General features: G+C 35.8%; 20 protein-coding genes. 7 read left to right on the forward strand and 13 right to left on the reverse strand.

What is annotated here, in order from left to right:
* Positions 1-38: 38 nt before the first annotated feature.
* From kdsA to A1704_RS15305, 4 genes are all read right to left on the reverse strand, one after another.
* Positions 39-848: a 3-deoxy-8-phosphooctulonate synthase gene (gene kdsA, locus A1704_RS15290; RefSeq protein ID WP_062674863.1), complete on the reverse strand. Its 810-nt coding sequence runs from the start codon at positions 846-848 to the stop codon at positions 39-41.
* A gap of 448 nt (positions 849-1,296) precedes the next feature.
* Complete coding sequence (locus A1704_RS15295) at positions 1,297-1,821, reverse strand: DUF1697 domain-containing protein (protein ID WP_062674865.1); 525 nt, start codon at positions 1,819-1,821, stop codon at positions 1,297-1,299.
* Between the two features lie 132 nt (positions 1,822-1,953).
* Positions 1,954-3,447, reverse strand: a complete 1,494-nt coding sequence (locus tag A1704_RS15300) for an LTA synthase family protein (protein ID WP_062674867.1) — start codon at positions 3,445-3,447, stop codon at positions 1,954-1,956.
* 89 nt (positions 3,448-3,536) lie between these two features.
* Entirely contained in the window at positions 3,537-7,022 is a 3,486-nt protein-coding gene (locus A1704_RS15305; RefSeq protein ID WP_062674869.1) for a glycosyltransferase family 117 protein, read from the reverse strand.
* Between the two features lie 222 nt (positions 7,023-7,244).
* On the opposite strand from A1704_RS15305, the gene A1704_RS15315 reads away from it, so the two are divergent.
* From A1704_RS15315 to A1704_RS15335, 5 genes are all read left to right on the forward strand, one after another.
* A complete protein-coding gene (locus tag A1704_RS15315) occupies positions 7,245-8,282 on the forward strand; it encodes a PLP-dependent cysteine synthase family protein (protein WP_062674872.1) in 1,038 nt (345 codons plus the stop codon).
* A gap of 88 nt (positions 8,283-8,370) precedes the next feature.
* The gene (locus tag A1704_RS15320; protein WP_174525202.1) at positions 8,371-9,642 is read left to right on the forward strand and encodes an aminotransferase class I/II-fold pyridoxal phosphate-dependent enzyme; all 1,272 of its coding nucleotides are present in this window, start codon (positions 8,371-8,373) and stop codon (positions 9,640-9,642) included.
* Between the two features lie 66 nt (positions 9,643-9,708).
* On the forward strand, positions 9,709-10,587 hold the full coding sequence (locus A1704_RS15325; protein ID WP_062674876.1) for a DMT family transporter: 879 nt from the start codon (positions 9,709-9,711) through the stop codon (positions 10,585-10,587).
* A 215-nt stretch (positions 10,588-10,802) separates the two neighbouring features.
* Positions 10,803-11,564 carry a hypothetical protein gene (locus A1704_RS15330; RefSeq protein ID WP_062674878.1) on the forward strand — a complete coding sequence of 254 codons (762 nt, stop codon included), beginning with the start codon at positions 10,803-10,805 and terminating at the stop codon, positions 11,562-11,564.
* Positions 11,565-11,721: 157 nt separating this feature from the next.
* A complete protein-coding gene (locus A1704_RS15335; RefSeq protein ID WP_062674880.1) occupies positions 11,722-13,911 on the forward strand; it encodes a B12-binding domain-containing radical SAM protein in 2,190 nt (729 codons plus the stop codon).
* A gap of 339 nt (positions 13,912-14,250) precedes the next feature.
* On the opposite strand, the gene A1704_RS15340 is transcribed toward A1704_RS15335, so the two are convergent.
* From A1704_RS15340 to atpD, 3 genes are all read right to left on the reverse strand, one after another.
* Entirely contained in the window at positions 14,251-15,069 is an 819-nt protein-coding gene (locus A1704_RS15340; RefSeq protein WP_062674882.1) for a hypothetical protein, read from the reverse strand.
* A gap of 78 nt (positions 15,070-15,147) precedes the next feature.
* Positions 15,148-15,429 carry a FoF1 ATP synthase subunit delta/epsilon gene (locus A1704_RS15345; protein WP_062674884.1) on the reverse strand — a complete coding sequence of 94 codons (282 nt, stop codon included), beginning with the start codon at positions 15,427-15,429 and terminating at the stop codon, positions 15,148-15,150.
* Positions 15,430-15,517: 88 nt separating this feature from the next.
* Positions 15,518-17,026 (reverse strand): F0F1 ATP synthase subunit beta, encoded by a 1,509-nt coding sequence (gene atpD, locus A1704_RS15350; protein ID WP_062674887.1) that lies wholly within the window; start codon positions 17,024-17,026, stop codon positions 15,518-15,520.
* A 288-nt stretch (positions 17,027-17,314) separates the two neighbouring features.
* Here atpD and A1704_RS15355 point away from each other — a divergent pair, with 288 nt between their 5' ends.
* A complete protein-coding gene (locus A1704_RS15355) occupies positions 17,315-18,235 on the forward strand; it encodes a bifunctional riboflavin kinase/FAD synthetase (RefSeq protein ID WP_062674889.1) in 921 nt (306 codons plus the stop codon).
* A gap of 39 nt (positions 18,236-18,274) precedes the next feature.
* Here the strand turns inward: A1704_RS15355 and A1704_RS15360 are convergent, their stop codons facing one another.
* Both A1704_RS15360 and A1704_RS15365 read right to left on the reverse strand, forming a co-directional pair.
* Positions 18,275-18,766: a hypothetical protein gene (locus tag A1704_RS15360; protein WP_062674891.1), complete on the reverse strand. Its 492-nt coding sequence runs from the start codon at positions 18,764-18,766 to the stop codon at positions 18,275-18,277.
* A gap of 82 nt (positions 18,767-18,848) precedes the next feature.
* Positions 18,849-19,202 carry an MmcQ/YjbR family DNA-binding protein gene (locus A1704_RS15365; protein WP_062674894.1) on the reverse strand — a complete coding sequence of 118 codons (354 nt, stop codon included), beginning with the start codon at positions 19,200-19,202 and terminating at the stop codon, positions 18,849-18,851.
* A gap of 115 nt (positions 19,203-19,317) precedes the next feature.
* Between A1704_RS15365 and A1704_RS15370 the strand changes: the two genes are divergently transcribed.
* A complete protein-coding gene (locus A1704_RS15370; RefSeq protein WP_062674896.1) occupies positions 19,318-19,974 on the forward strand; it encodes an NAD(P)H-binding protein in 657 nt (218 codons plus the stop codon).
* 110 nt (positions 19,975-20,084) lie between these two features.
* Here A1704_RS15370 and A1704_RS15375 read toward each other — a convergent pair whose 3' ends face one another.
* From A1704_RS15375 to kdsB, 4 genes are all read right to left on the reverse strand, one after another.
* On the reverse strand, positions 20,085-20,600 hold the full coding sequence (locus tag A1704_RS15375; RefSeq protein WP_317041204.1) for a VOC family protein: 516 nt from the start codon (positions 20,598-20,600) through the stop codon (positions 20,085-20,087).
* A gap of 74 nt (positions 20,601-20,674) precedes the next feature.
* On the reverse strand, positions 20,675-21,250 hold the full coding sequence (locus A1704_RS15380) for a glutathione peroxidase (protein WP_062674898.1): 576 nt from the start codon (positions 21,248-21,250) through the stop codon (positions 20,675-20,677).
* A 34-nt stretch (positions 21,251-21,284) separates the two neighbouring features.
* The gene (locus tag A1704_RS15385; protein WP_062674900.1) at positions 21,285-21,947 is read right to left on the reverse strand and encodes a hypothetical protein; all 663 of its coding nucleotides are present in this window, start codon (positions 21,945-21,947) and stop codon (positions 21,285-21,287) included.
* Positions 21,948-22,045: 98 nt separating this feature from the next.
* Entirely contained in the window at positions 22,046-22,768 is a 723-nt protein-coding gene (kdsB, locus tag A1704_RS15390; RefSeq protein ID WP_062674902.1) for a 3-deoxy-manno-octulosonate cytidylyltransferase, read from the reverse strand.
* Positions 22,769-22,807: the final 39 nt, after the last annotated feature.

Here is a 22,807-nt window from a genome sequence, read left to right on the forward strand (position 1 = left end):
ATGTTTTAGAATTTCTAAAATTAATGTTTTTTTAACAATTACAAAATCGATTCTCTAATTCTTGACAATTTTTGTAACAAATCTTCTAATAAATCTAATCTTAACATGTTAGCACCATCAGATAATGCGGTTTCCGGTGTAGGATGCGTTTCGATGAAAATTCCGTCTGCTCCTACTGCAATTCCTGCCTTGGCAACGGTTTCAATAAGATCCGGTCTTCCTCCTGTAACGCCTGAGCTTTGATTAGGTTGTTGTAAAGAGTGCGTAACATCCAAAATCACTGGAGCGTATTCTCTCATCGTAGGAATTCCTCTGTAATCTACAATCAGATCTGTATATCCGAAAGAATTTCCTCTTTCAATAATAGCTACTTTCTCGTTATTGGAATCTGTAATTTTCTGAACCGCAAACTTCATCGCTTCCGGAGAAAGGAACTGGCCTTTTTTCAAAGTCACGCATTTTCCTGTTTTGGCTGCCGCTACCAATAGATCGGTCTGACGTACAAGGAACGCAGGAATCTGTAAAACATCTACATACTGTGCGGCTAATGCTGCATGCTCATTTTCATGGATATCTGTTGTGGTAGGAATATTGAAAGTCTCTCCTACTTTTTTAAGGATTTCAAGAGATTTCTCTTCACCAATGGTTGTGAAAGAATCTACACGGCTTCTGTTAGCCTTTTTGAAACTTCCTTTGAAAATATAAGGAATATTGTATTTATCTGTGATGCTGATTACTTTTTCAGCAATTCTTAATGCCATATCTTCCCCTTCAATAATACAAGGTCCGGCAATAAGGAAAAAGTTTTTTGAATCTTTGTGCGAAATATTATCTAAATACTGAATCATTTTGTTGTAATTAAAAAGTTCAGTAAAAATACTGAGAAAGTTTCACAAATGGAAATTATTTGATTGCTTTAACAGGCTATGGTTGCAATAGTTTTTGGCTTTTGGATTTCTTATTATTTATTGATAGATGCTTCGACAGGCTCAGCATGACAGCTCTGATACTAGCTTTTAATCGGCACTGGATAATTGATAAGTGATAGATGCTTCGACAAGCTCAGCATGACAGCTCTAATACTAACTGTTAATCGGCACTGGATAAGTTATAATTGATGGATGCTTCGACAGGCTCAGCATGACAACCCTAATACTAGCTGTTTTATTAATGTGAAAATTATAATACAAAGTATAAACCATCAATGTACAAAAACCTACGTCGAAGCCACATTATATTAACGTTATTTTTTAGCAGTGTCATGCTGAGCTTGTCGAAGCATCTGCAATGATATATTTAGAATTTTTTCAAAATCTTCTCAAACGTATTCACATTTCTGCTGGTAAACTGATCTTTAAGGCTCTTTTTACCTAATACTTTCCCGAAGGTAGAATCTAAGGTATTTCCTTTCGGAACCTGCCAGTAAAATATATCATTAACGATTGCAGCCTTTTCATTTTCTACCTGACCTGCTTTCTGAAACTCTTCCATTAAAACCTTTTCCACTCCGGGAATTCCGACAAACCCATAAATATGAAGCTCGTCTTTTTTTTCAAAAGGAATACTGTTCCAGAAAACCTCAGTTTCTTTCTGAGATTTCACAAACAAAAAAGCTTCATAAGAAAAATGTTGCGACATCGCTTTTTCCAGAATAGTTTTTAATTCTGTCGTATTTTTATCTGACGAAAAAACAATATTTCCGGAAGCCAGTATGGAACTTACCTCCTTCATTCCTGCATCTTTAAAAACCTGGCATACATCCGCCATTTTCATATTGGTTCCTTTTACGTTGACGCCACGAAGAAAAGCACAGTATTTCATTTTTTTCAGGTTTTAGGTTTTAGATATTAGGTTGCAGTGATTGTTGGGTCGGAGGTTTTGAGAGTATTAGTGTGAAAGAGTTATTATAAAACTTTTTTCTGAATTCTTTCAATTTTTAAATATTTCAATCTTTTAATCAACCCTAATGTACAAATTATAGTCTGTTCCGGAAGGTTTCAGATGGTAAATTTTTTCCAGAATTTTATGATCACTTTTCAGATGATCTTTCACACGGAATTCTTTCAGAAGCTTATAATGAGTTTTATAGTACTCTGAATTGGCATTCTTTTCTTCGTATAAATTCTGATAAGAAAGAAGATATTTCGGTTTTCTGTTTTTTACCGTGTTGATCCAGTAATTGACCTTATCTTTTTTAATTTCCTCCTGAATCTGTTTATCAACCAATCCAACCTCATCAATCGTTTTTAATCCTGAGAAATAAGGAACATAACCTGCCGGCTCCAATAAAATCCATTGGTTTTTATCTTTTTCATATTGATTTAAAAAGGTACCAATCGTTCTGCGATAGTTCCACTCTCCGTTTCCTGTTGCAATACAGTGAACCGTCTGGAAGACAAGCATTGGGAAGATATAGAATATAACAAGCAATGACAGCCACAGGTTTCTCCTCTCTTTCTGTTCCAGTACAAAAATAAGAACGGGAACGAAAAGCAAAAGTTGTGGCACCCAATAATACCAGTCAAACAAGCTCTTTTGAGAAATGAAAATGATTTGTTTTGCCCATCCGAAAAGAAAAATCATCCACAAAAAGTAGTTTCTTTTTTCCCTTTGTCTGATCAGATAAATAAAGCAAAGCAATTCAAAAATCAAAACTACGATAGTCAAAGGATTGAAATCTCCCGGAACTTTCAGCATTCCCCAGAAGTTTCCGAAACTTTTAAAGAAATATCCGATATGCTGCTGAATCGTAAAATTTTCACTGTAAAGTAATTTTTTTGCAGTAATGGTATTGTTCACCAGTTCGCCAAAGTAAAACCAGTTGAAAGCAACGGTTGATAAAACTCCAAAAGCTCCTCCAAAAATATAATTCCATCTTATTTTTCTGTTCCAGAATAGATCTACAAGAAATACAATTCCCAGGAAGATTACTGTATCAATCCTTGTAAACATAATTAAAACAGGAAGAAGGGTCACCACCCATTTTTTCCCTTTATGGAAACCATAATACAGCAATGCCATCTCCAGAAAAAACAGGATTCCATACTCCATTCCAAGGATTGAAATTTTAATGGATGGCGGCAAAATCCCGATCAGAAATATAAAGATTGCCTTATGCCATGGATTTTTTAAAACCAAATGAGACAGCCATAACGTTCCTACAGTAAACAGTAGAGAATTAAAAATCAAAAGGGGCTCAATAAAATTTTCTTTTCCAAAAATAAGATTGAAAATATAGGATACAAATACATACAGATGTGTGGTAGAAGCAGAAATCCTGGTATCTCCATTGAAGCCAATGACTCCGTAATCCAACAAATTCTGGGCAACCCTCCAGGTAATAAATGCATCTTCCTGAATGTAGTGCGTTAATAAAAAAAGAAGCTTAAAAAGAACCGTAGCAATGACGGCATAGATTGGGAATTTGCTATTTTGTGTTTCGGACATTATGTATTTTTACTTTCACAAATATAACCTTAATATTCATGATTGCCAATAATAAAAAAACGGAACCGAAGTTCCGTTTTAAAGTATTTTTATTTTGTCGCTTTGATAATCGCGTTGGTAATCTGACTTTCCTTTTCTTTTGAATACGTAGAATCATAAGGTTCCATGACATCAAATAAGTACTGATAGAATGGTGTGATCTGCTGAACATTTTCAGACTCTTTCATCGCCTTATCTCTTCCCATTTCCTGAAGATCTTTGATAAATACATTGAACTTCTTGTCAATCGGCTCTATGGATTTTACCAGATAAGCATATGCTTTTTCCTTCTGTCCGATCTTGGTATAAGCATCTGTTACCGCAGAAACCACAAGAGAATATTCCATAGGTTTTGTTCTCATCTGTCTTCTCAAATAGCTTTGATCTGCTTTGGAAAGACTTAGATAATAATCATACTCTTCAAAGATTCCTTTCTTAAGTACCTCAGCAAGCTGAAGACCTTTCTGCTCCTGACCTGCAATGATGTATCCTGAAACAATTGAACTTAAAGAACGAGGATCATTATATTTCTCTGCTGGAATTTCTTTCGCTGCAAGATCGAGAATTTCTAATGCTTTAGCTTTCTGTCCGCTTAACGCAAGGGCTGCCGCCGCTCTGCTTGCTGACATTCTGTAGCTGATGATATTGGAAGTTGCCGTTTCATCAAAGTGAGCATTTAAGTTTTTGAAGTTCCCCCATCTGAAGCTTTTCACTACATTATAAAGAGAATTGGCATCTACTCGTCCCATATCTCCATCAGCGCTCGGAGGTGTCTGGATAGGAATCAATCTGTAACTGAATCCGTCAAACTGAAGATAATCGTTCAGATAGAAAATATTCTCACTGTCGTAAATACCTCCTGACGAGAAGTTGATCGGACGCTTCCAGTCGAAGTTCGCTAAAAGATCCATCAAAATCAGGTTGTTCTTATAAAGCGTATTTCCTTTGTAAGTAATCATAATCTGATTGGCTACGTTTGGAAGATCTTCTTTGTTGATAATTCCTGCTTTTAAAGCATTTTCTTTATTCACAGGAAGGATGAATTTGTTTACCGGAAGGATATTGTATTTTTCAAATTTCTCTTCCCCGAAATACATTTTCAACAATTCGTCTTTTTCAGGAGATTTGAATTTAATGAATTCAATCGCCTGTTTCAAAGTTAAAGAATCCTGAGTAAGATATTTTCTGAAAGACTGGAATTCTGTTTCCGGAGCTCCCTGTTCTTTCAACATAGAGAAAACACCTTCCCAATCTTCCTTCTTCATCATATAGATCTGGTCGTTTACCCCATCTCTATAGTCGTCGTGTGTCAGCTGGCTAGGGATTCCCATTGCATTGTACGTTCTTCTTTTGATCTGATCCAGATTCCATGGAGTTGAAGCAAGGGTAAAGTTAACTACCTTCACATCATCCCTGAACTGTTCCGTCTCCTGAATAGCCCAAACCGGGTAAGTATCGTTATCTCCGTAAACGAAAAGGATATCGTTTTTCGGTAATGATTTCAACACTGAATACGCATAGTCGTATGCAGTATATCTGTTGCTTCTGTCATGAACATTATAGTTCTGGAAGCCCATCATGAATGGTACTCCTAATAAAACCACTCCCAGAGCAATATTGGCCCCGTTTGATTTTATTTTAGATTGTAAGAACCAAAGAATAGCTCCGGCACCCAAACCGATCCAGATCGCAAATGCATAGAAAGAACCTACCATCGCATAATCTCTTTCTCTCGGTTCAAAAGGTTTTACCCCTGTATAGAAAACAATTCCTACACTTGTTAAAATAAATAAAGATAACAGTGCATAGAATCTTCCAAAGTCTCTGTTCAACTGGAAAAAGAACCCAATCAATCCTAGAATTAATGGAAGGAAGAAGAATTTTACTGTACTTTCATTCTTGAATTTAGCAGGCATTTTATCCTGATTTCCTACAGTAGCATTATCAATGAAAGGAATACCGGAAATCCAGTTTCCTTTTGTGCTTTCCATGTTTCCTTCAAGATCATTTTGTCTTCCTACAAAGTTCCACATTAGGTACCTTACAAAATAATATCCGTTCTGGAACGTAATAAAATAATCCATATTCTGAAGGAATGAAGGCTTCTGAACATTGATCAGGTTATAAGGTTTTACTTTCAGATAATCTGAAGCAGTAATGGATTTGTCTTCATATTTCGCTCTCAGTTCATCAAAAATCTGCTTTGCCTGTGGATTGTCTGCCACATCTTCATTCGCATAGTTGAATGTAAAATCAGGAGCACCATACATAGAAATATAGTTGGCCATTACATCCTTATCCTCATTAAACATTCTTGGCATTAAGCTTACCTGAGACTTGTTGAATACATAATTGAAACGGTCTCCGGTTTTTCTGTAGGTTCCGGTTTTTTCGTCTTTTTCGTAGATTTCCCCGGTTTTTTGTGTCTTAAAGCTTCCGTCTTCGTTTTTCTCAATTCCGTTAGCATCCAGAAATGCTGTATAGTTTTGTCCGTAGATTGTTGGCCAGTCACCATACTGCTCTCTGTTATAATAATCCAACATCCCGATTGCTGTATCCGGATCATTAAGGTTCATTGGCGGATTCGCATTGGCTCTGATAGGAATAACCATCCAGCAGGAGAATCCGATCATCATGAAAACTACAGATAATGCAGCCGTCTGGTAGATATTTCTTTTTGCTTTTTTTGCATATTTGATTAAGAAATAGCAGATCGCTACCATTAAAACAAATGCTGCAATTGTTCCGGAGTGGAAAGGAAGTCCAAGACCATTCACAAAGAAAATCTCAAGTCTTCCGAACATTGTCATAATTAAAGGGAAGATAATTTTGAAAACGATAATCAAAATTCCCAGTGTAATTAGGTTTGCCCAGATAAAGTTTTTCCACGTAAACTTGTAATTTCTTGCATAGTATACCAGACATACGGCAGGAATTGCAAGCATACACATCATGTGCACTCCCACAGAAAGTCCTAGAACGAAGAAAATAAGAATAATCCATCTTTCACTGTCTCCCGCCTGATACTCATTCTCCCATTTGGTGATTAACCAGACCAAAAGCGCAATGAACATAGAAGCCATAGAGTAAACCTCTCCCTCTACTGCCGAAAACCAGAATGTATCTGAGAACGTAAAGCAAAGTGCTCCTACCGCTCCGGCAAATAAAATAGAGATTTCCTGATGTTTTGTAATTTCTTCAAAATCTTTGTTTAAAAGTCTTCTCACAAAATGAGTGATCGTCCAAAACAAAAATAAAATAGTCAGCGCACTGAACAATGCAGACATCGCGTTGATCACGATAGAATAGTTTTCGCCTTTCCCTAATGCAAAAATGGCTGCCACGGCACCCACTATCTGGAATAAAGCAGCTCCGGGAGCGTGCGTTACTTCAAGTTTTACTGCAGAAGAAATGTACTCGCCACAATCCCAAAAACTGAAATTGGGTTCTATGGTGGACAAGTACGTGAAGAAAGCAATAACGAAAATCACCCATCCTGAAACGGTGTTCCATTGCCTAAAAGTCCAATTTTTCATAGTATTAAATCAATTATGCGAAAATAAGGCTTTTATCTTATTTTATGCGGGTTTTAACAAAATTTAAAAATTTTGGCGCAGTATTTGCGATTATACTCGTGTCAAAACTGAAAATACTAAAATATTTTTTTACAAACTATGCCCTAGAAATCAAACAAAAGTTTAGTAATTATTTATTTTTTTGTATTTTTGCAGTCAGATTTTTATTGAAAATAACAAATAATGAGTAATGTTTACGATAATATTCTTGGCCTGATAGGACACACTCCGATGGTGAAGCTAAATACTGTGACAAAAGATATTCCAGCAACCATTTATGCCAAGTTAGAATCATATAATCCTGGACATTCCACCAAAGACCGAATCGCACTTCATATTATAGAAAACGCAGAGAAAAAAGGCCTTTTAAAGGAAGATTCTGTAGTTGTTGAAACTACTTCCGGTAACACCGGGTTTTCTATTGCGATGGTGTGTATCATTAAGGGATATAAATGTATTCTTGCAGTAAGTGATAAAACAAAACCTGAAAAAATTGCTTATCTGAAAGCATTGGGAGCCACGGTATATATATGCCCGGCCAATGTACCGGCAGATGATCCGAGATCATATTATGAAGTAGCTAAAAGAATCGCTCAGGAAACTCCTAATTCTATTTACATCAATCAATATTTTAACGAACTTAATATTGATGCACACTATCAGACAACAGGTCCCGAGATTTGGGAACAGACAGAAGGTAAGATCACTCACCTTTTCGCTTGTACAGGAACTGGTGGTACGCTATCCGGCTCTGCCAAATTCTTGAAGGAAAAAAATCCTGATATCAAAATTATTGGTGTTGATGCTGATGGTTCTATTCTAAAGAGCTATCACGAGACAGGAGAAATCCACAAAGAAGATGTACATCCTTATCAGATTGAAGGAATGGGTAAAAACCTGATCCCTTCTGCCCTGCTTTTTGACAAGGTAGATGAGTTTGTAAGGGTAAATGATGAAATGTCGGCGTACAGAACCCGTGAAATTGCTTTGAAAGAAGCTATTATGGGAGGTTATACTACCGGAGCTGTAACCCAGGGATTGATGCAGTATGCCCAGTCTCATGAACTTACAGAAAATGACGTAGTTGTTTTGATTTATCCTGACCACGGTTCCCGATACATCACTAAAGTATACAGTGACAAATGGATGGCAGAACAAGGATTTGTTAACAACTGTGTTCACAACTATGACGAAGTTTTCAAAACCGAGTTTATCAAATAAGAACGAATAAAATCACGATACAAATAAATAAAGCCTTTTGCGTATTCAGACAAAAAAGGCTTTATTACTTAAAAATTACGATACAATGTTGGATATTTTTGAAAGAATAAAAGAAAATCCAGGACCACTTGGACAATTTGCAGATTATGGTGAAGGGTATTTTATTTTCCCAAGATTAGAGGGACCTATCGGCCCGAGAATGCAATTTCAGGGGAGAGAAGTAATTTTCTGGAGTGCCAATGACTATTTAGGGCTGTGTAATCACCCTGAAGTAATAGAAGCGGATGCGAAAGCGGCTGCAGAATATGGAATGTTCTATCCAATGGGAGCAAGAGCAATGTCCGGAGAAACAGACCAGCACCTTCAGCTGGAAAGAGAATTGGCAGACTTCGTAAAAAAAGAATCAGCATATTTATTGAATTTCGGTTACCAGGGAATGGTTTCTACCATTGATGCTTTGGTAAGCAGAAATGATGTGATTGTTTATGATATGGATTCTCATGCCTGCATCGTGGATGGAGTAAGACTTCATTCCGGTAAAAGATTTACCTACAAGCATAATGATATGGCAAGTCTTGAGAAAAACCTTCAAAGAGCAACCAAGGTAGCTGAAGAAACAGGAGGAGGTATTCTTGTGATTACAGAAGGTGTTTTCGGGATGAGAGGACAACAGGGTAAAATCAAAGAGATCTGCGATCTTAAATCTAAATACCAGTTCAGACTTTTAGTAGATGATGCCCACGGTTTCGGAACTCTTGGTAAAACAGGTGCCGGTGTAGGTGAAGAGCAGGACTGTAACGATCAGATCGATGTCTATTTCTCTACATTTGCAAAATCAATGGCTGGTTTCGGAGCATTCCTTGCGGGTGACAAAGAAATCATCAGATATCTGAAATTCAACTTAAGATCACAAATCTTTGCAAAATCTCTTACGATGCCAATGGTAATCGGAGGATTAAAAAGACTGGAGCTATTGAGATCAAGACCTGAAATCAAAGCTAAACTTTGGGAGAATGTTTACAAACTACAGAACGGACTTACAGAAAGAGGATTCAATATTGGAGACACGAATACTTGTGTAACTCCGGTAATGATGCAGGGAACTCCTGTAGAGGCTACTCTATTGGTAAAAGATTTAAGAGAGAATTACGGTATCTTCACCTCTGTGGTGGTATATCCGGTCATTCCGAAGGGAATGATTCTTTTAAGGCTTATTCCTACCGCTTCTCATACCGATGCAGAGATCAATGAAACTCTGGCAGCGTTTGAAGCAATTCATGATAAGTTAGTAGGTGGCTACTACAAAGAGCAGGAACAAAAATTACTGCAGGAACAAGGATTAAGTTTTAAACCGATTTAATTCATAAAAATAAAAAAAGCCACTGAATCAATCAGTGGCTTTTTTGTTTAATAACTATAAAAGCAAATGAAACTTAGAGGTTACACGCTGGGAATTTTATCAGCCGTTTCATATGGTATGATTCCTATTTTTATCCTGCCTGTTAAGCAGGCACACTTTTCAATGGATATCACGCTGTTTTACAGATTTTTCTTTTCAGCTTTAATGGTGGGAGGATATTTGCTGTATTCCAAAGAAAGTTTTAAAATCAATAAAAAAGAAGCCCTAATTCTGGCCATCCTTGGAATCTGCTATGCCCTTTCTTCGGAATTTCTGTTTTTAGGATATGATTTCCTCACGCCAGGAATTGCCTCTACCGTTTTATTTATTTACCCGATTATTGTAGCACTCATCATGCTTTTCTTTTACAAAGAGAGATTAACCAGGCTATCGGGAGCATCATTACTTCTTGCTTTCGCTGGAGTCATTGTTTTATGTTTAAAAGGAAACGGACTGGAAATTAATTTTGCAGGATTGGGAATTGTAATGCTCAGCTCACTATTCTATGCATTATATATGGTCATTGTCAACAAATCGAATATCAGGGTTTCAGGATTTAAGCTTACTTTTTATTCTATGCTTTTTACCTCAATGTTCTTTATGACCAAAGCTTTGATGGCTAATGAATCTTTTGCTATTTCTTCAACAGAAATTTTTATTAACTTTCTTATTTTTGCATTTTTGACTACAGTTATTTCCAGCTTATGTTTGGTATTTGCTATTAAATATATAGGTTCTACTCCGGTTGCTATTTTAGGAGCTTTGGAACCTGTAGTCGCTGTATTGATCAGTGTCCTGATATTTCATGAAAAATTTACTCCTAATTTACTCATCGGGATTACTCTAATTCTTTTCGGAGTTACCTTGAATGTAATTGGGGATCAAAAGAAAATAGGCCATGTTTAACCCTCATAAATTATTATACAAAAGCCGGACTTCTTTATGAGTTCGGTTTTTGTATGAAATAATCTGATCTATCAGCTCAGAAAATCATCGATAAAAAAATATTTGAAAAAATACATCTCTTTCTGGCGTAACATAATTTATCTGACTATATTGCATCAGTCTATTAACAGGTGTTTCCCCCACTGAATAGATAATGTATATACTTTTAAAAACCGATGAAAGAATTGCAAAAACTTACCAAAGACCAATTATACAAACAACTCAAAGAAAAATCAGAAAACCTATACAGCATTGCTCACGAAGCCCTGGAAAACAATTTCTTCAATGAAAGCGGCATAGATGAAGAAAGCCTTACTGAATTTTTCGAAATGCTGGACGATGAAACAGCAGAAAAGTTAAAGGACGCTTCCCTGTACATCAATAATGAAAATGATGCTCCTGAAATTGTTCTTATACAAAATGAAAGCAACACTTCTCTGGAACTGATTACTTCAGAAGATGAAGGGTATAAAATCATTCTTATCGATAGTGATCTTCACTTATCGGAGAAACTTTTTGTGGAGGATTATATTGTCCTTATTGTTACCGGTAATATACAGGCGGAAAATATTATCATCAACGGTTCATTATATTGCTCCGGAAATGTGACCTCAAAAGTATTGTTTGGTGCTTCGGGGAATGATAATGAAACATACATCGGAGGAAGCATTATGACTTCTCTCATTGCAGAAAACGGACATTACACGGTGGCTGAAGGTAATATTTATTCCAGATACTTAATCAGTTTCCATAATGAAATAACAGGCAAGACCGGAAAGTTTATTGAAAATATAAGCCTTGAAAAACCTGGCGAAATCGGATTGCTGAAAGCTGAAATTCTTGATGTAGACGGATATTTTGACGAAGATGCTTTCTTAACATTTATTGACAGCAATTCTCCGGATGCTTTGTTTAATAAACCTTCTAATTTATTCTAAAATGCTTTGCTGCTTCCATGGATTGGAAATAAGAAGAATCAAGAAAATCGAATAGTAATAAATACAATATCTCTAAAGTCTTTTCTTCACTGTTTATAATCAGGGGAAAAAATTTTTTTCTAAAAAAACTTTGGAATAACTTTGCAAAAAATTTCTGTTGAAAGACCTGCTTCTTATTACTCCGCCGTTTACCCAACTTAATACTCCTTATCCTGCAACAGCTTATATAAAAGGGTTTTTAAATACCAAGAATATTTCAAGCTATCAGGTAGATTTGGGGATTGATGTTATTTTGGAATTATTTTCAAAGGATGGAATTCAGAAGGTTTTCAGTAAAGAAATTGACCTTCATAGCACCTCTGAAAATTCTCAGAGAATCTATGCCTTAAGAGAAGAATATTTAAAAACAATAGATCAGGTCATTACTTTTTTACAGGATAAAACTCCTACATTAGCAAGACAGATCTGTAGCATGAACTTTCTTCCCGAAGCTTCCCGTTTCAACCAGCTGGATGATATGGAATTTGCTTTTGGAAATATGGGACTTCAGGATAAGGCCAAACATCTGGCAACTCTATACCTGGAAGATATTTCCGACTATATTGTGGAAAATATCGATTCCGATTTTGGTTTCAGCAGATATGCAGAACGCCTTGGAAAAAGTGCCAATTCTTTTGATGAATTATATTCGAAATTATCTGGTGAACCTACATTTATCGATGAGTTTACTTTAAAAATTCTTAAGGAAAAAATTGAAACTGTTCAGCCAAAGCTTGTTTGTTTTTCCATTCCGTTTCCTGGTAATTTGTATTCAGCATTCAAATGTGCCCAATGGATCAAAAAGCATTATCCTCACATTAAAATTGCTATGGGAGGAGGATTTCCCAATACGGAATTAAGAGAAGTCAAAGATCAGAGAGTATTCGAATTTTTTGATTTTATTACTTTAGATGATGGTGAACTTCCTCTAGAACTGCTTTACCAGAATTTAGAAGTTGCACCTGAAGAAGGCGAGTTTAAAAGAACTTTTCTTCTCAAAAATAAAGAAGTTGTCTATAAAAACAATTCTAAAAGGCATGACTTCAAACAGTCTGAAATAGGAACTCCTGATTATACAGATTTAAAACTTGATCAGTATATTTCCGTTATCGAAATTGCCAATCCGATGCACAGTTTATGGAGCGACGGAAGGTGGAATAAACTGACCATGGCCCATGGATGCTATTGGGGGAAATGCACGTTTTGTGATATTTCATTAGATTACATCAAGATCTACGAACCTATTTCTGCTAAAATTCTGGTAGACCGGATTGAAGAATTAATCAAAACAACCGGTGAGACAGGATTCCATTTTGTGGATGAAGCCGCACCGCCTGCCTTAATGAGAGAAGTAGCTCTGGAAATTCTCAGAAGAAATCTGGTAGTTACCTGGTGGACGAATATACGTTTTGAAAAAAGCTTTACCCGGGATCTCTGCTATCTTCTGAAACTTTCAGGATGTGTTGCAGTTTCCGGAGGTCTGGAAGTGGCCAGTGACCGATTGCTGAAGTTAATAGATAAAGGAGTTTCTGTAGACCAGGTAGCGAATGTAACAAGAAACTTTACCGAAGCAGGAATTATGGTTCATGCATATCTGATGTATGGCTATCCTACCCAAACAGTTCAGGAAACGGTAGATTCTCTGGAAATGATTCGGCAGATGTTTGAGATGGGAATTCTTCAAAGTGGATTCTGGCATCAGTTTGCAATGACTGCTCACTCACCCGTTGGAATGAGCCCGGAAGATTTTGGAGTAGTTCCGGTAAAACAGGAAATTTTGTTTGCTAATAATGATATTGACTTTAAAGATAAAACCGGAATCGATCACAATAAGTTCAGCTTCGGATTAAAAAAGTCTCTGTTCAATTATATGCATGGAGTCAATTTCGAACTGCCGCTTCAGGATTGGTTTGATTTTAAAATTCCAAGGACTACCATTCACCCGGATTATATTCATGACTGTCTTTTGGAAGATGGGCAGTTCAGTCTGAAAGCAAATTCAAAAGTTGTCTTTTTGACCAAAAATGTAATCGCTGAGAATCGCGTAAAAAATAAAAAGAAATATTCTGGTACGTATACGCTTCTTACATTCCACTTAAAAACCAATATTGTGAAGGTTGAACTGGAACAGGAAAAAGCAAAATGGCTGATGAATGTATTGGAAGAGAATGCTATTGAAAATTCTAAAAAACCTACAATTCAACAACTTAAAAATCAATTTGAAGAAAATTTTGATGATTTTGAGTTATTCTGGTTCTCAAAACCGATACAACAATTGAAGGAAAATGGGGTGATTTTAAGTTTATAAAAATTTCCACTTTTTTGTCAGGGATTTTTTAAAAAGACACAATTTTCTATGAATTGTTAATTTTCTATATGAATAAAACCTTTTTCTATTGAATGATCATCTCTCGCTGATTTGGATTTGAGAGGATAAGACATTCCATTTTCACATTAAGAAGAGATTAATCCAAATTTCTAGCTGCCATAAATAAACCGGCAAAATATTCCCCTCCTCCGGAGGGGTGGCAAAACATTCAAAGAATTTTTGACGGGTGGTTTAGAGTTTTGGCTAAAGCCGCATGAATTTGATCCATAATAAAAAAACGGGCTAAAGTCCGTTCCTATTGATAAAATCTGTATTACATTAATTAGGGGTCTCTTTTGAAACAGTACCTACGTTTACTTTTTCCTGTATTTTGATAAAATTGGGATCCATAATTGCCATGCGCTCAGCCAGTGCTTTATAGGTCGGAAATTTCAGGATCGAAGCCCTTCCGGACATTTCTCTATAGATTGTAAAAGACTTTCCTCCCGCTGTTTTCAGCTGTTTTGTTGTGGTGATATACCTTCCGATAAGTTTACTTTTAGCATCATAAATTTCAATATCAATAGGTGTTTTGTCCATAATGGTATCTTCCGAACCAAAACTTACCGGCAGATTGGTAAAATACCCCACCGGAACGCCATTACTAAGGATCTCTCCCACTTTATTGACCTCAATATTCATCTTGTCTATTTTCTTTCTGATCGTATAAGCATCTTTTGTTTTAGCGTCCAGCTTCCTTTTCGGGACATTTGAAAAAAGCTCATCAAGATTTTTAACATTGATCCCTTTATTATCAATAATTTTAAGATCTTTAACTGAAGTAAAGACTGCAGATTTTTCTTCTCCGGAAAATGCAGAAGGTGACGAGTAATCAATTTCGATGGTTTTGTCCCTGTTATATACTCTGTTGACAATGATATAACTATCGCGAACAGAATCCACGATGCTTTTATCAATGAATTTAATCGTATACATCGGGGTCTCTTTAAGATCCATAAACGTATATTCGCTGGATTTGTTGGAGAGCTTAGCTACCGGAATACCGTCAAGATTAATAATTCCTCTTTTGGTTTTGATATTCTGGGCATGGAGGAAAATACCCAGAACTGTAAATAATATGATTATGCCTCTCTTCATACAATCAGACTTTTACAAATAAAAAAAGTGTAACACAAAGTTACACTTTCTTGAAAATATATTTAGCTTTTCATTTAATTATTCACAAAGGATAATTCCTTTATTATGATTAAATTCTACAACACCGCTTTTGATAGCATAAGCAAAAACAGAGTCTTTTCCGGCTTCTTTAGTGAAATTTTTAGCATAAGCCTCATCAATAGAGTTAGCAAAAAGCTTTACATCACCTCCGATTAAAGAAGAAACAATTCCTGCGTGGTTTTTCATGATGTGAAATTCACCATTTTTTCCAGGCAACAATACTGAGTCTACTTCTCCTTCAAAAACTACGTATTCTGGTGTTAAAATTTTTATATTCATTTTAATTTAGATTTGAAGATTTCAGATTTCAGATTTCAGACAACCTTAAAGTCTCATGTCTGGTATCTGTAATCTTTATGTCTAATTATTAAGCGTTTTCAGCTAACATTTTTTGTCCTGCTTCGATAGCTTCTTCGATAGTTCCTTTCAGGTTGAAAGCTGCTTCTGGTAAGTGATCTAACTCACCATCCATAATCATGTTGAATCCTTTGATCGTATCTTTGATGTCTACCAATGATCCTGGGATACCTGTAAACTGCTCTGCTACGTGGAAAGGTTGAGATAAGAATCTCTGAACTTTTCTTGCACGGTATACAACAGCTTTATCTTCTTCAGAAAGTTCTTCCATACCAAGGATTGCGATGATATCCTGAAGTGCTTTATATCTTTGAAGGATTTCTTTTACTCTTTGAGCACAGTTGTAGTGATCGTGACCGATAACTTCAGGAGCAAGGATTCTTGAAGTAGAAGCAAGTGGATCTACCGCAGGATAGATACCTAATGAAGCAATCTTTCTGTCAAGTACCGTAGTTGCATCCAAGTGAGCAAACGTAGTTGCAGGAGCCGGGTCAGTTAAGTCATCCGCAGGTACGTATACCGCCTGTACTGAAGTAATTGAACCATTTTTAGTTGAAGTAATTCTTTCCTGCATCGCACCCATTTCAGAAGCTAGCGTTGGTTGGTAACCTACCGCTGATGGCATACGACCAAGAAGTGCAGATACCTCAGAACCAGCCTGTGTAAAACGGAAGATGTTGTCTACGAAGAAAAGTACGTCTCTACCTTGTCCGCTTTCTCCACCGTCTCTATAGTACTCAGCCAATGTAAGACCAGAAAGTGCTACTCTCGCTCTTGCACCTGGCGGCTCGTTCATCTGTCCGAAAACGAATGCAGCTTTTGAATCTTTCATAGCTTCCAAGTCTACTTTAGAAAGATCCCAACCTCCGTTTTCCATAGAGTGCATGAAATCATCACCATACTTGATAATACCTGATTCCAACATCTCTCTCAAAAGGTCATTTCCTTCTCTCGTTCTTTCACCTACTCCGGCGAAAACAGAAAGACCTCCGTGTCCTTTTGCAATATTGTTAATCAACTCCTGAATCAATACTGTTTTACCTACACCGGCACCACCGAACAATCCAATTTTACCTCCTTTTGCATAAGGCTCAACTAGGTCGATTACTTTAATACCTGTAAATAAAACTTCTGCTGAAGTTGATAATTGATCAAATTTTGGAGCTGGTCTGTGAATTGGAAGACCACCATCCTTAGAAATATCTTGAAGTCCATCGATAGCATCACCAACAACGTTGAATAGTCTTCCGTTTACTGCCTCTCCGATAGGCATCATAATAGGATTTCCGTATCCAATTACGTCTTGCCCTCTTTTAAGACCGTCAGTAGCGTCCATTGCGATACATCTTACTGTATCTTCGCCAATATGTTGTTCTACCTCTAAAACTACTTTTTCACCGTTTTCTTTTGTAATTTCTAACGCGTCATAGATTGCTGGAACAGCTTCCACATCTGTGAAGACAACGTCGATTACCGGACCAATAATTTGAGAAATTTTACCTTTAATTTGGTTTGCCATTGCTAAATTTTTTCTTGGTGCAAATATAGTGATTCTTCATAAACCCGCAATTGGTAAAAAAAAGATTTTTATCATGCTTTTGAAGAGATGGATGAGTTTGTCATTTACTATGTAAAATTCAATATTTATCATTATATTTAACAGCAAATTGGCAATTCACTAAATTGTTATTATTATAGTATTATATAATGTAGGACTTTTTTCAAAATTTTTCATTTTCAAATTTTCAGATTCCCTCCGTTACATTAAAAATAAAGGTTTTATATTTGCAATCAAAATTTTTCCGTTTTGAAAGTTTTCAAGAATTTTACAGATTACTCCTCACAGAAGCCTTTAGCATTGTCTTTAGGAATGTTTGACGGGGTACATCTAGGGCACAAGAGTATTATCGATGAGCTGACTAAAATAGGTACAGAAAATAATCTGGAAACAGCAATTCTTACGTTCTGGCCTCATCCAAGATTTGTTTTTAATCCTAATGAAGATTTAAAGCTTCTCAATACACTGGAAGAAAAGAAACAGCTGGTTGAAAAATATGGCATTGATAATTTGTTCCTGAAAGAATTTGATGAAGAATTCAGAAATCTGACCGGAGAAGAGTTTGTACGTCAGATTTTAATTGACAAACTTAATGTAAAGTACCTTATTATAGGATACGATCATTCCTTCGGAAAAAATAAAAGCGGAAATTTTGAGCTTCTCCAGAAATTATCAAAAGAACTTGATTTTGAGGTAGAACAAATGGAAGCAATTAATATTCATGAAAATAATATCAGTTCCACTAAAGTACGTAATGCTCTATTAACAGGTAATGTTAAGGAAGCTAACGAAATGCTGGGATACTCCTACTCTGTTTCCGGAACTGTAGTTCATGGGAAAAAGATTGGAAGAACCATCGGATATCCCACAGCAAATATTGATACGGAATCAATCAAGTTGTTACCTAAAAAAGGAGCTTATATTGTGGAAGTATTCGTAAAGGGTAATCAGTACAAAGGAATGCTGAGTATCGGAACCAATCCGACGGTAAATGGAGAAAAACTAACTGTGGAAGTTTATATACTTGATTTTGATGATGACATTTATGATGAAAAGATTACGGTAAGTTTCAGGGATTTTCTTCATGATGAAATCAAATTTGAAGGTCTGGACAAATTGATTGAAAGACTGGATGAGGATAAAAGAATAACAGAAAAATTTGATTTTTAAATATAGAGAAAGGCTATTCGGTGGGAATAGCCTTTTTGTTTATTTTAATACTTTTAAGTAGATTTTCTGGGTTTCATTATTCAGTTTCACATTCGGGAACTGTTTGTCGTAATCAATAAAAATATCTCCTTTTTGATCTGCTTTTCCGTTTCCATCAGAATCCCAGCTTATGGTTACATAATATTTTGCAGGACCGGCAGGTTTTGGATTGATCTTGCTTCCGGCATCTTCAGGTATTGGCAGATTGATGGTGAAGGGTATTGATTTCTGTTCATATTCCTGTTCTGTAATTAAAGTAGCAGGAGCATCAGCCAGTCTTTCGTCCATTCCATATAAACTCACTTTGAGCCGTGCATTTTTAATGGTAAATGCATCTGTTCCTGAAAATTCTAATTTAAGAGTTTCGGGATATTTTTCAGAGGCTGATACAGCAGAAGTGTTTTTTTCTGTAGTGTTCTTATTTACCGGCTTGGTGCAGCCTGACAGTATCAATGTTCCGGCTGCTGCGAATAATAAAAGGTGATTTCTCATTTGTTATTTATTTTATTAATGTCAAATATATTATTTCACCAGTAATAGATAACAAATCCCGTACCTCAATTTATTTGATTTACTATAATGAATTGACTTCATTCTGTGCTTTTTTAGTCAGGGATTTGAAAACCAGCTCGTAGGATTGATCAATGAGTTTAAAGATCAGATCTCTTTTCAATCCATCTACTGCTACGGAATTCCAGTGGGTTTTGTTCATATGATAAGCACCTGTGATCTGCGGATATTGCTCACGAAGCTCTGCGCTCCATTCAGGATCTGTTTTTACATTAATGGCCAACGGCTGTCTCTCAAGCCCCATTAGTAAAAACATTTTGGTGTCTACTTTCATCACGAGAGTTTCGTTATCAAACGGAAAGCTTTCTGTAACTCCTTTTTTGGCCAGGCAGTAATCTAAAATATCGTTGGCATCCATGTTCAATATAAGTAATAAGTGATAAGTAATAGGTAATGATCAAATTAATTCTTTAATCTTTAATTCAAATTTAGTAAATTTAAGAAAGAAATAATCTTACAAAACCGCAATTATTATGAAAGCTCTTGTAATAGGTGCTACAGGTGCCACAGGAAAAGATCTTGTCAATCAGTTATTGAATGACAAAGAGTTTGATGAAGTGGATATTTTCGTTAGAAAACCTGTTGATATTCAGAATAATAAGCTGAAAGTTCATGTGGTGAATTTTGAAAAACCGGAGGAATGGAAAGAGATGGTGAAGGGAGATGTGGCGTTTTCATGTCTGGGAACTACTTTAAAAGATGCCGGAAGTAAAGAAGCCCAGAAGAAAGTAGACTTTGATTATCAGTATGAATTTGCGAAAGCTGCAAAAGAGAATGAAGTGGAAGATTATATTCTGGTATCGGCTTACGGAGCGAACCCACAGTCTAAAATTTTCTATTCTAAAATGAAGGGGGAACTGGAAGAAGCTGTAAAACAACTGCATTTCAATAAGATCACTATTTTTAAACCGGGAATGCTTGAACGCAAAGATTCTGAAAGAACCGGAGAAGTATTGGGAAGCCGCATCATTAAATTTGCGAATAAACTTGGGTTGTTAGAAAGTCAAAAACCTCTGCCAACAGATATTTTAGCAAAGGCAATGATCAATTCTTCAAAAATAAAAAGTAATGGCTACTCCAGTATCAAACTGGGGAATATTTTCTGTTTTGCAGAGAAGACTAATGAATGATTGATTGAAATACGGGGTTCGGGATGCGAAGGTGATTGGGTTCGGGTTAAAGATGAAGTTCTCATTATTAATTCCCTAACCCCTAAATGCTTCTACCTTTTATCTATTCCCTATTTTGTGGTTTTGCTGCCCATTTTCTGTCCTAATTTTTCATATTCAATGTCATTAGGCTCCCAAAGCTCTATTTTATTGCCTTCAATATCCATAATGTGGACAAATTTTCCATATTCATAAGTCTCAATCTTATCTACAACGGTTACATTTTCCTTCTTTAGTTGTTCCACCAGTTTTTCAAGATTATCAACTCTGTAATTGATCATGAAATCTTTCTCGGACGGCAGGAAATACTTCGTTTTTTCACCGAAAGGACTCCACTGGCTGAATCCTTTTTTAGAGTTATCAGCGCCTTGAAACCACTCAAATACAGCTCCATATTCATTGGTACTAAGCCCTAGATGATTTTCATACCATTCTCTCATTTTCTTAGTGTCCTTACATTTAAAAAAGATTCCACCAATACCGGTAACTCTTTTCATCTCATTGGGTTTGTTTTCTGTAACAGCTTTAAAAGCGAAGCCTAACATAAAAGAAGCCAGGATACAAAGGGTAAAAATTACTTTTTTCATAGGAAACGGTTTATTAGTTAAAAATAAAAAAAGCGGATGTAAAACACCCACTTGTAAAAATATAGTTTTTATCTTTATTTCAGATACTTTGTAATAGCCACATCCGTGGGATTTGTAGTGCTTACAAAGGTGTCAATCAATTTTCCGTTTTCATCTACAAGAAATTTCGTGAAATTCCAAAGGATGCTTGTATTCTTTACTCCGTTAAGTTCCTTCTCTGTTAAAAATTTAAAGATAGGTGCTGTATCATCGCCTTTTACAGAAACTTTAGCAGCCATTGGGAATGTTACTCCGTAATTTTTCTGGCAGAAAGCCCCAATCTCAGTATTAGTTCCAGGTTCCTGTCCTCCAAAATTATTAGCAGGAAATCCTATCACTACCAATTTATCTTTATATTGTTCATATACCTTTTCAAGATCTGCGTACTGTGGAGTAAATCCACATTCTGAAGCCGTATTGACAATCAGGATTTTTTTTCCTTTAAAATCTGCAAAATTGATTTCTTTGCCATCAAGACCTTCTACTTTGAAGTCATATATTGTTTTTCCCATAAGTTCTGTGGTTTTAGCTTTAGAAATTTCACTTTTTTGGTTGGTGCAGCTTTGCAGAAATGCCATGAAAGAAAGCAGCAGTAAGAAAATCTTTTTCATGTCTTATAATTTTATGCAGAGAACTGCAATTGAATTAAAATTTAAAAATATTAGCCGGAAAAACTTTATTGATGTCTATTCTGTTTAATAACATCACATAATCTCCGTCTTTTTTAGCACTTGAAGACTCAATTCTGAAAGGCATGATTAGGTTTCCAACTTTTTTAAAATCAGAATAGATCAATGTTTCATCTTTTTTCACTTCTTTGATCAGCATATAAGTTTTTGTATCAAAATAATACATATTCTTATTCACATTCTTGGTAAGTTCTACCTTATGACAATAGATCTCTCCTACTTTTTCTTTTCCAAGGTATTTGGCATCAAATCCTTTATTTTCCCAATCAATGAAATCATTATCGAAACTTTCCGGCACATATTCAGGATATTCCTGAAGTTTATTGGCAGCATAATTCATTGCATACCCTTTGGTACCATCAAAACCTTCAATTGCAGTTTCTTTTCCTCCGGTCGTAATCAATGTTTTAGTAAGATTTGGACGTTGCTGAAAAATTCTTATCGGATATTCATCTTTAATTCCCAGGATTACTTTTCCCTGAAGCAATACCGAGTTTAATAATTTCCAATTGGTTAACCCTCCGGATAATTCAATGTTTTTGTCAATAATTTCCTTTGCGGTCTGTCCGAATATCACATGCGAAAATATCAGTCCAAATACTAATAATAACTTCTTCATTAATTTTATTTATAAATTCAAATATAGGGGGATTTATGTAAAATTGCAAAAACGCAAAACAACTAAAAGGCCGATTTGTTTTGCTGATTCTTCTGATTTTAAATTAATTTTCGGGCTTTTTCCAGATCTTCCGGCGTATCAATGCCTACTCCAACGAAATTGGTTTCTATCATTTTGATTTTCATTCCGTATTCAAGATAACGGATGCATTCAATCTTTTCTGATATTTCCAATGGTTTCATAGCCAGTTTTGAAAACTGCAACAGCGCTTCTTTTCTGAAAGCATATACTCCAATATGTTTAAAATAGCTTACATCAAAGGAAACTTCTCTGTGAAAAGGAATTACAGAACGACTGAAATATAAAGCAAAACCATTGTTATCAGTAATTACTTTTACGTTATTCGGATTTTCAATTTCTTCTTTTTCGCGCAGCTGTATTTTTAAAGAAGCTAAAGATATTTCCTGTTGATTATCATTTCTGAATACTTCAATCAGCTGACGTAAAGGTTCTAACTTAAGGAAAGGCTCATCTCCCTGAACATTGATGACAATATCACACTCTATATTCTGTACTGCTTCAGCAATACGGTCGCTTCCAGTCTCATGCTGTCCCGTCATAACGGCTTTTCCTCCGTTTTTTACTATTTCATCAAGAATAATTTCAGAGTCTGTGGCGACAAATACTTCATCAAACAGTCCGGTTTCCACTACATTCTGATAGGTTGTAGTAATCACGGTTTTTTCTCCTAAAATCTGCATTAATTTCCCTGGAAAACGGCTTGCTTCGTAACGTGCAGGGATAACAGCGATTATTTTCATTCAATACAATATTAAGTAATTCTTTTTAAATCAGGAGGT

Origin of the sequence: Chryseobacterium cucumeris (assembly GCF_001593385.1) — a bacterium.
In the GTDB taxonomy this organism is placed as follows: Bacteria; Bacteroidota; Bacteroidia; order Flavobacteriales; family Weeksellaceae; genus Chryseobacterium; species Chryseobacterium cucumeris.

What these genes read in the sequence shown, in the direction of transcription:
- kdsA (WP_062674863.1), bottom strand. Translation starts at nt 848, where the DNA reads ATGATTCAGTATTTAGATAATATTTCGCACAAAGATTCAAAAAACTTT.
- A1704_RS15295 (WP_062674865.1), bottom strand. Translation starts at nt 1,821, where the DNA reads ATGAAATACTGTGCTTTTCTTCGTGGCGTCAACGTAAAAGGAACCAAT.
- A1704_RS15300 (WP_062674867.1), bottom strand. Translation starts at nt 3,447, where the DNA reads ATGTCCGAAACACAAAATAGCAAATTCCCAATCTATGCCGTCATTGCT.
- A1704_RS15305 (WP_062674869.1), bottom strand. Translation starts at nt 7,022, where the DNA reads ATGAAAAATTGGACTTTTAGGCAATGGAACACCGTTTCAGGATGGGTG.
- A1704_RS15315 (WP_062674872.1), top strand. Translation starts at nt 7,245, where the DNA reads ATGAGTAATGTTTACGATAATATTCTTGGCCTGATAGGACACACTCCG.
- A1704_RS15325 (WP_062674876.1), top strand. Translation starts at nt 9,709, where the DNA reads ATGAAACTTAGAGGTTACACGCTGGGAATTTTATCAGCCGTTTCATAT.
- A1704_RS15330 (WP_062674878.1), top strand. Translation starts at nt 10,803, where the DNA reads ATGAAAGAATTGCAAAAACTTACCAAAGACCAATTATACAAACAACTC.
- A1704_RS15340 (WP_062674882.1), bottom strand. Translation starts at nt 15,069, where the DNA reads ATGAAGAGAGGCATAATCATATTATTTACAGTTCTGGGTATTTTCCTC.
- A1704_RS15345 (WP_062674884.1), bottom strand. Translation starts at nt 15,429, where the DNA reads ATGAATATAAAAATTTTAACACCAGAATACGTAGTTTTTGAAGGAGAA.
- atpD (WP_062674887.1), bottom strand. Translation starts at nt 17,026, where the DNA reads ATGGCAAACCAAATTAAAGGTAAAATTTCTCAAATTATTGGTCCGGTA.
- A1704_RS15360 (WP_062674891.1), bottom strand. Translation starts at nt 18,766, where the DNA reads ATGAGAAATCACCTTTTATTATTCGCAGCAGCCGGAACATTGATACTG.
- A1704_RS15365 (WP_062674894.1), bottom strand. Translation starts at nt 19,202, where the DNA reads ATGGATGCCAACGATATTTTAGATTACTGCCTGGCCAAAAAAGGAGTT.
- A1704_RS15370 (WP_062674896.1), top strand. Translation starts at nt 19,318, where the DNA reads ATGAAAGCTCTTGTAATAGGTGCTACAGGTGCCACAGGAAAAGATCTT.
- A1704_RS15375 (WP_317041204.1), bottom strand. Translation starts at nt 20,600, where the DNA reads ATGAAAAAAGTAATTTTTACCCTTTGTATCCTGGCTTCTTTTATGTTA.
- A1704_RS15380 (WP_062674898.1), bottom strand. Translation starts at nt 21,250, where the DNA reads ATGAAAAAGATTTTCTTACTGCTGCTTTCTTTCATGGCATTTCTGCAA.
- A1704_RS15385 (WP_062674900.1), bottom strand. Translation starts at nt 21,947, where the DNA reads ATGAAGAAGTTATTATTAGTATTTGGACTGATATTTTCGCATGTGATA.
- kdsB (WP_062674902.1), bottom strand. Translation starts at nt 22,768, where the DNA reads ATGAAAATAATCGCTGTTATCCCTGCACGTTACGAAGCAAGCCGTTTT.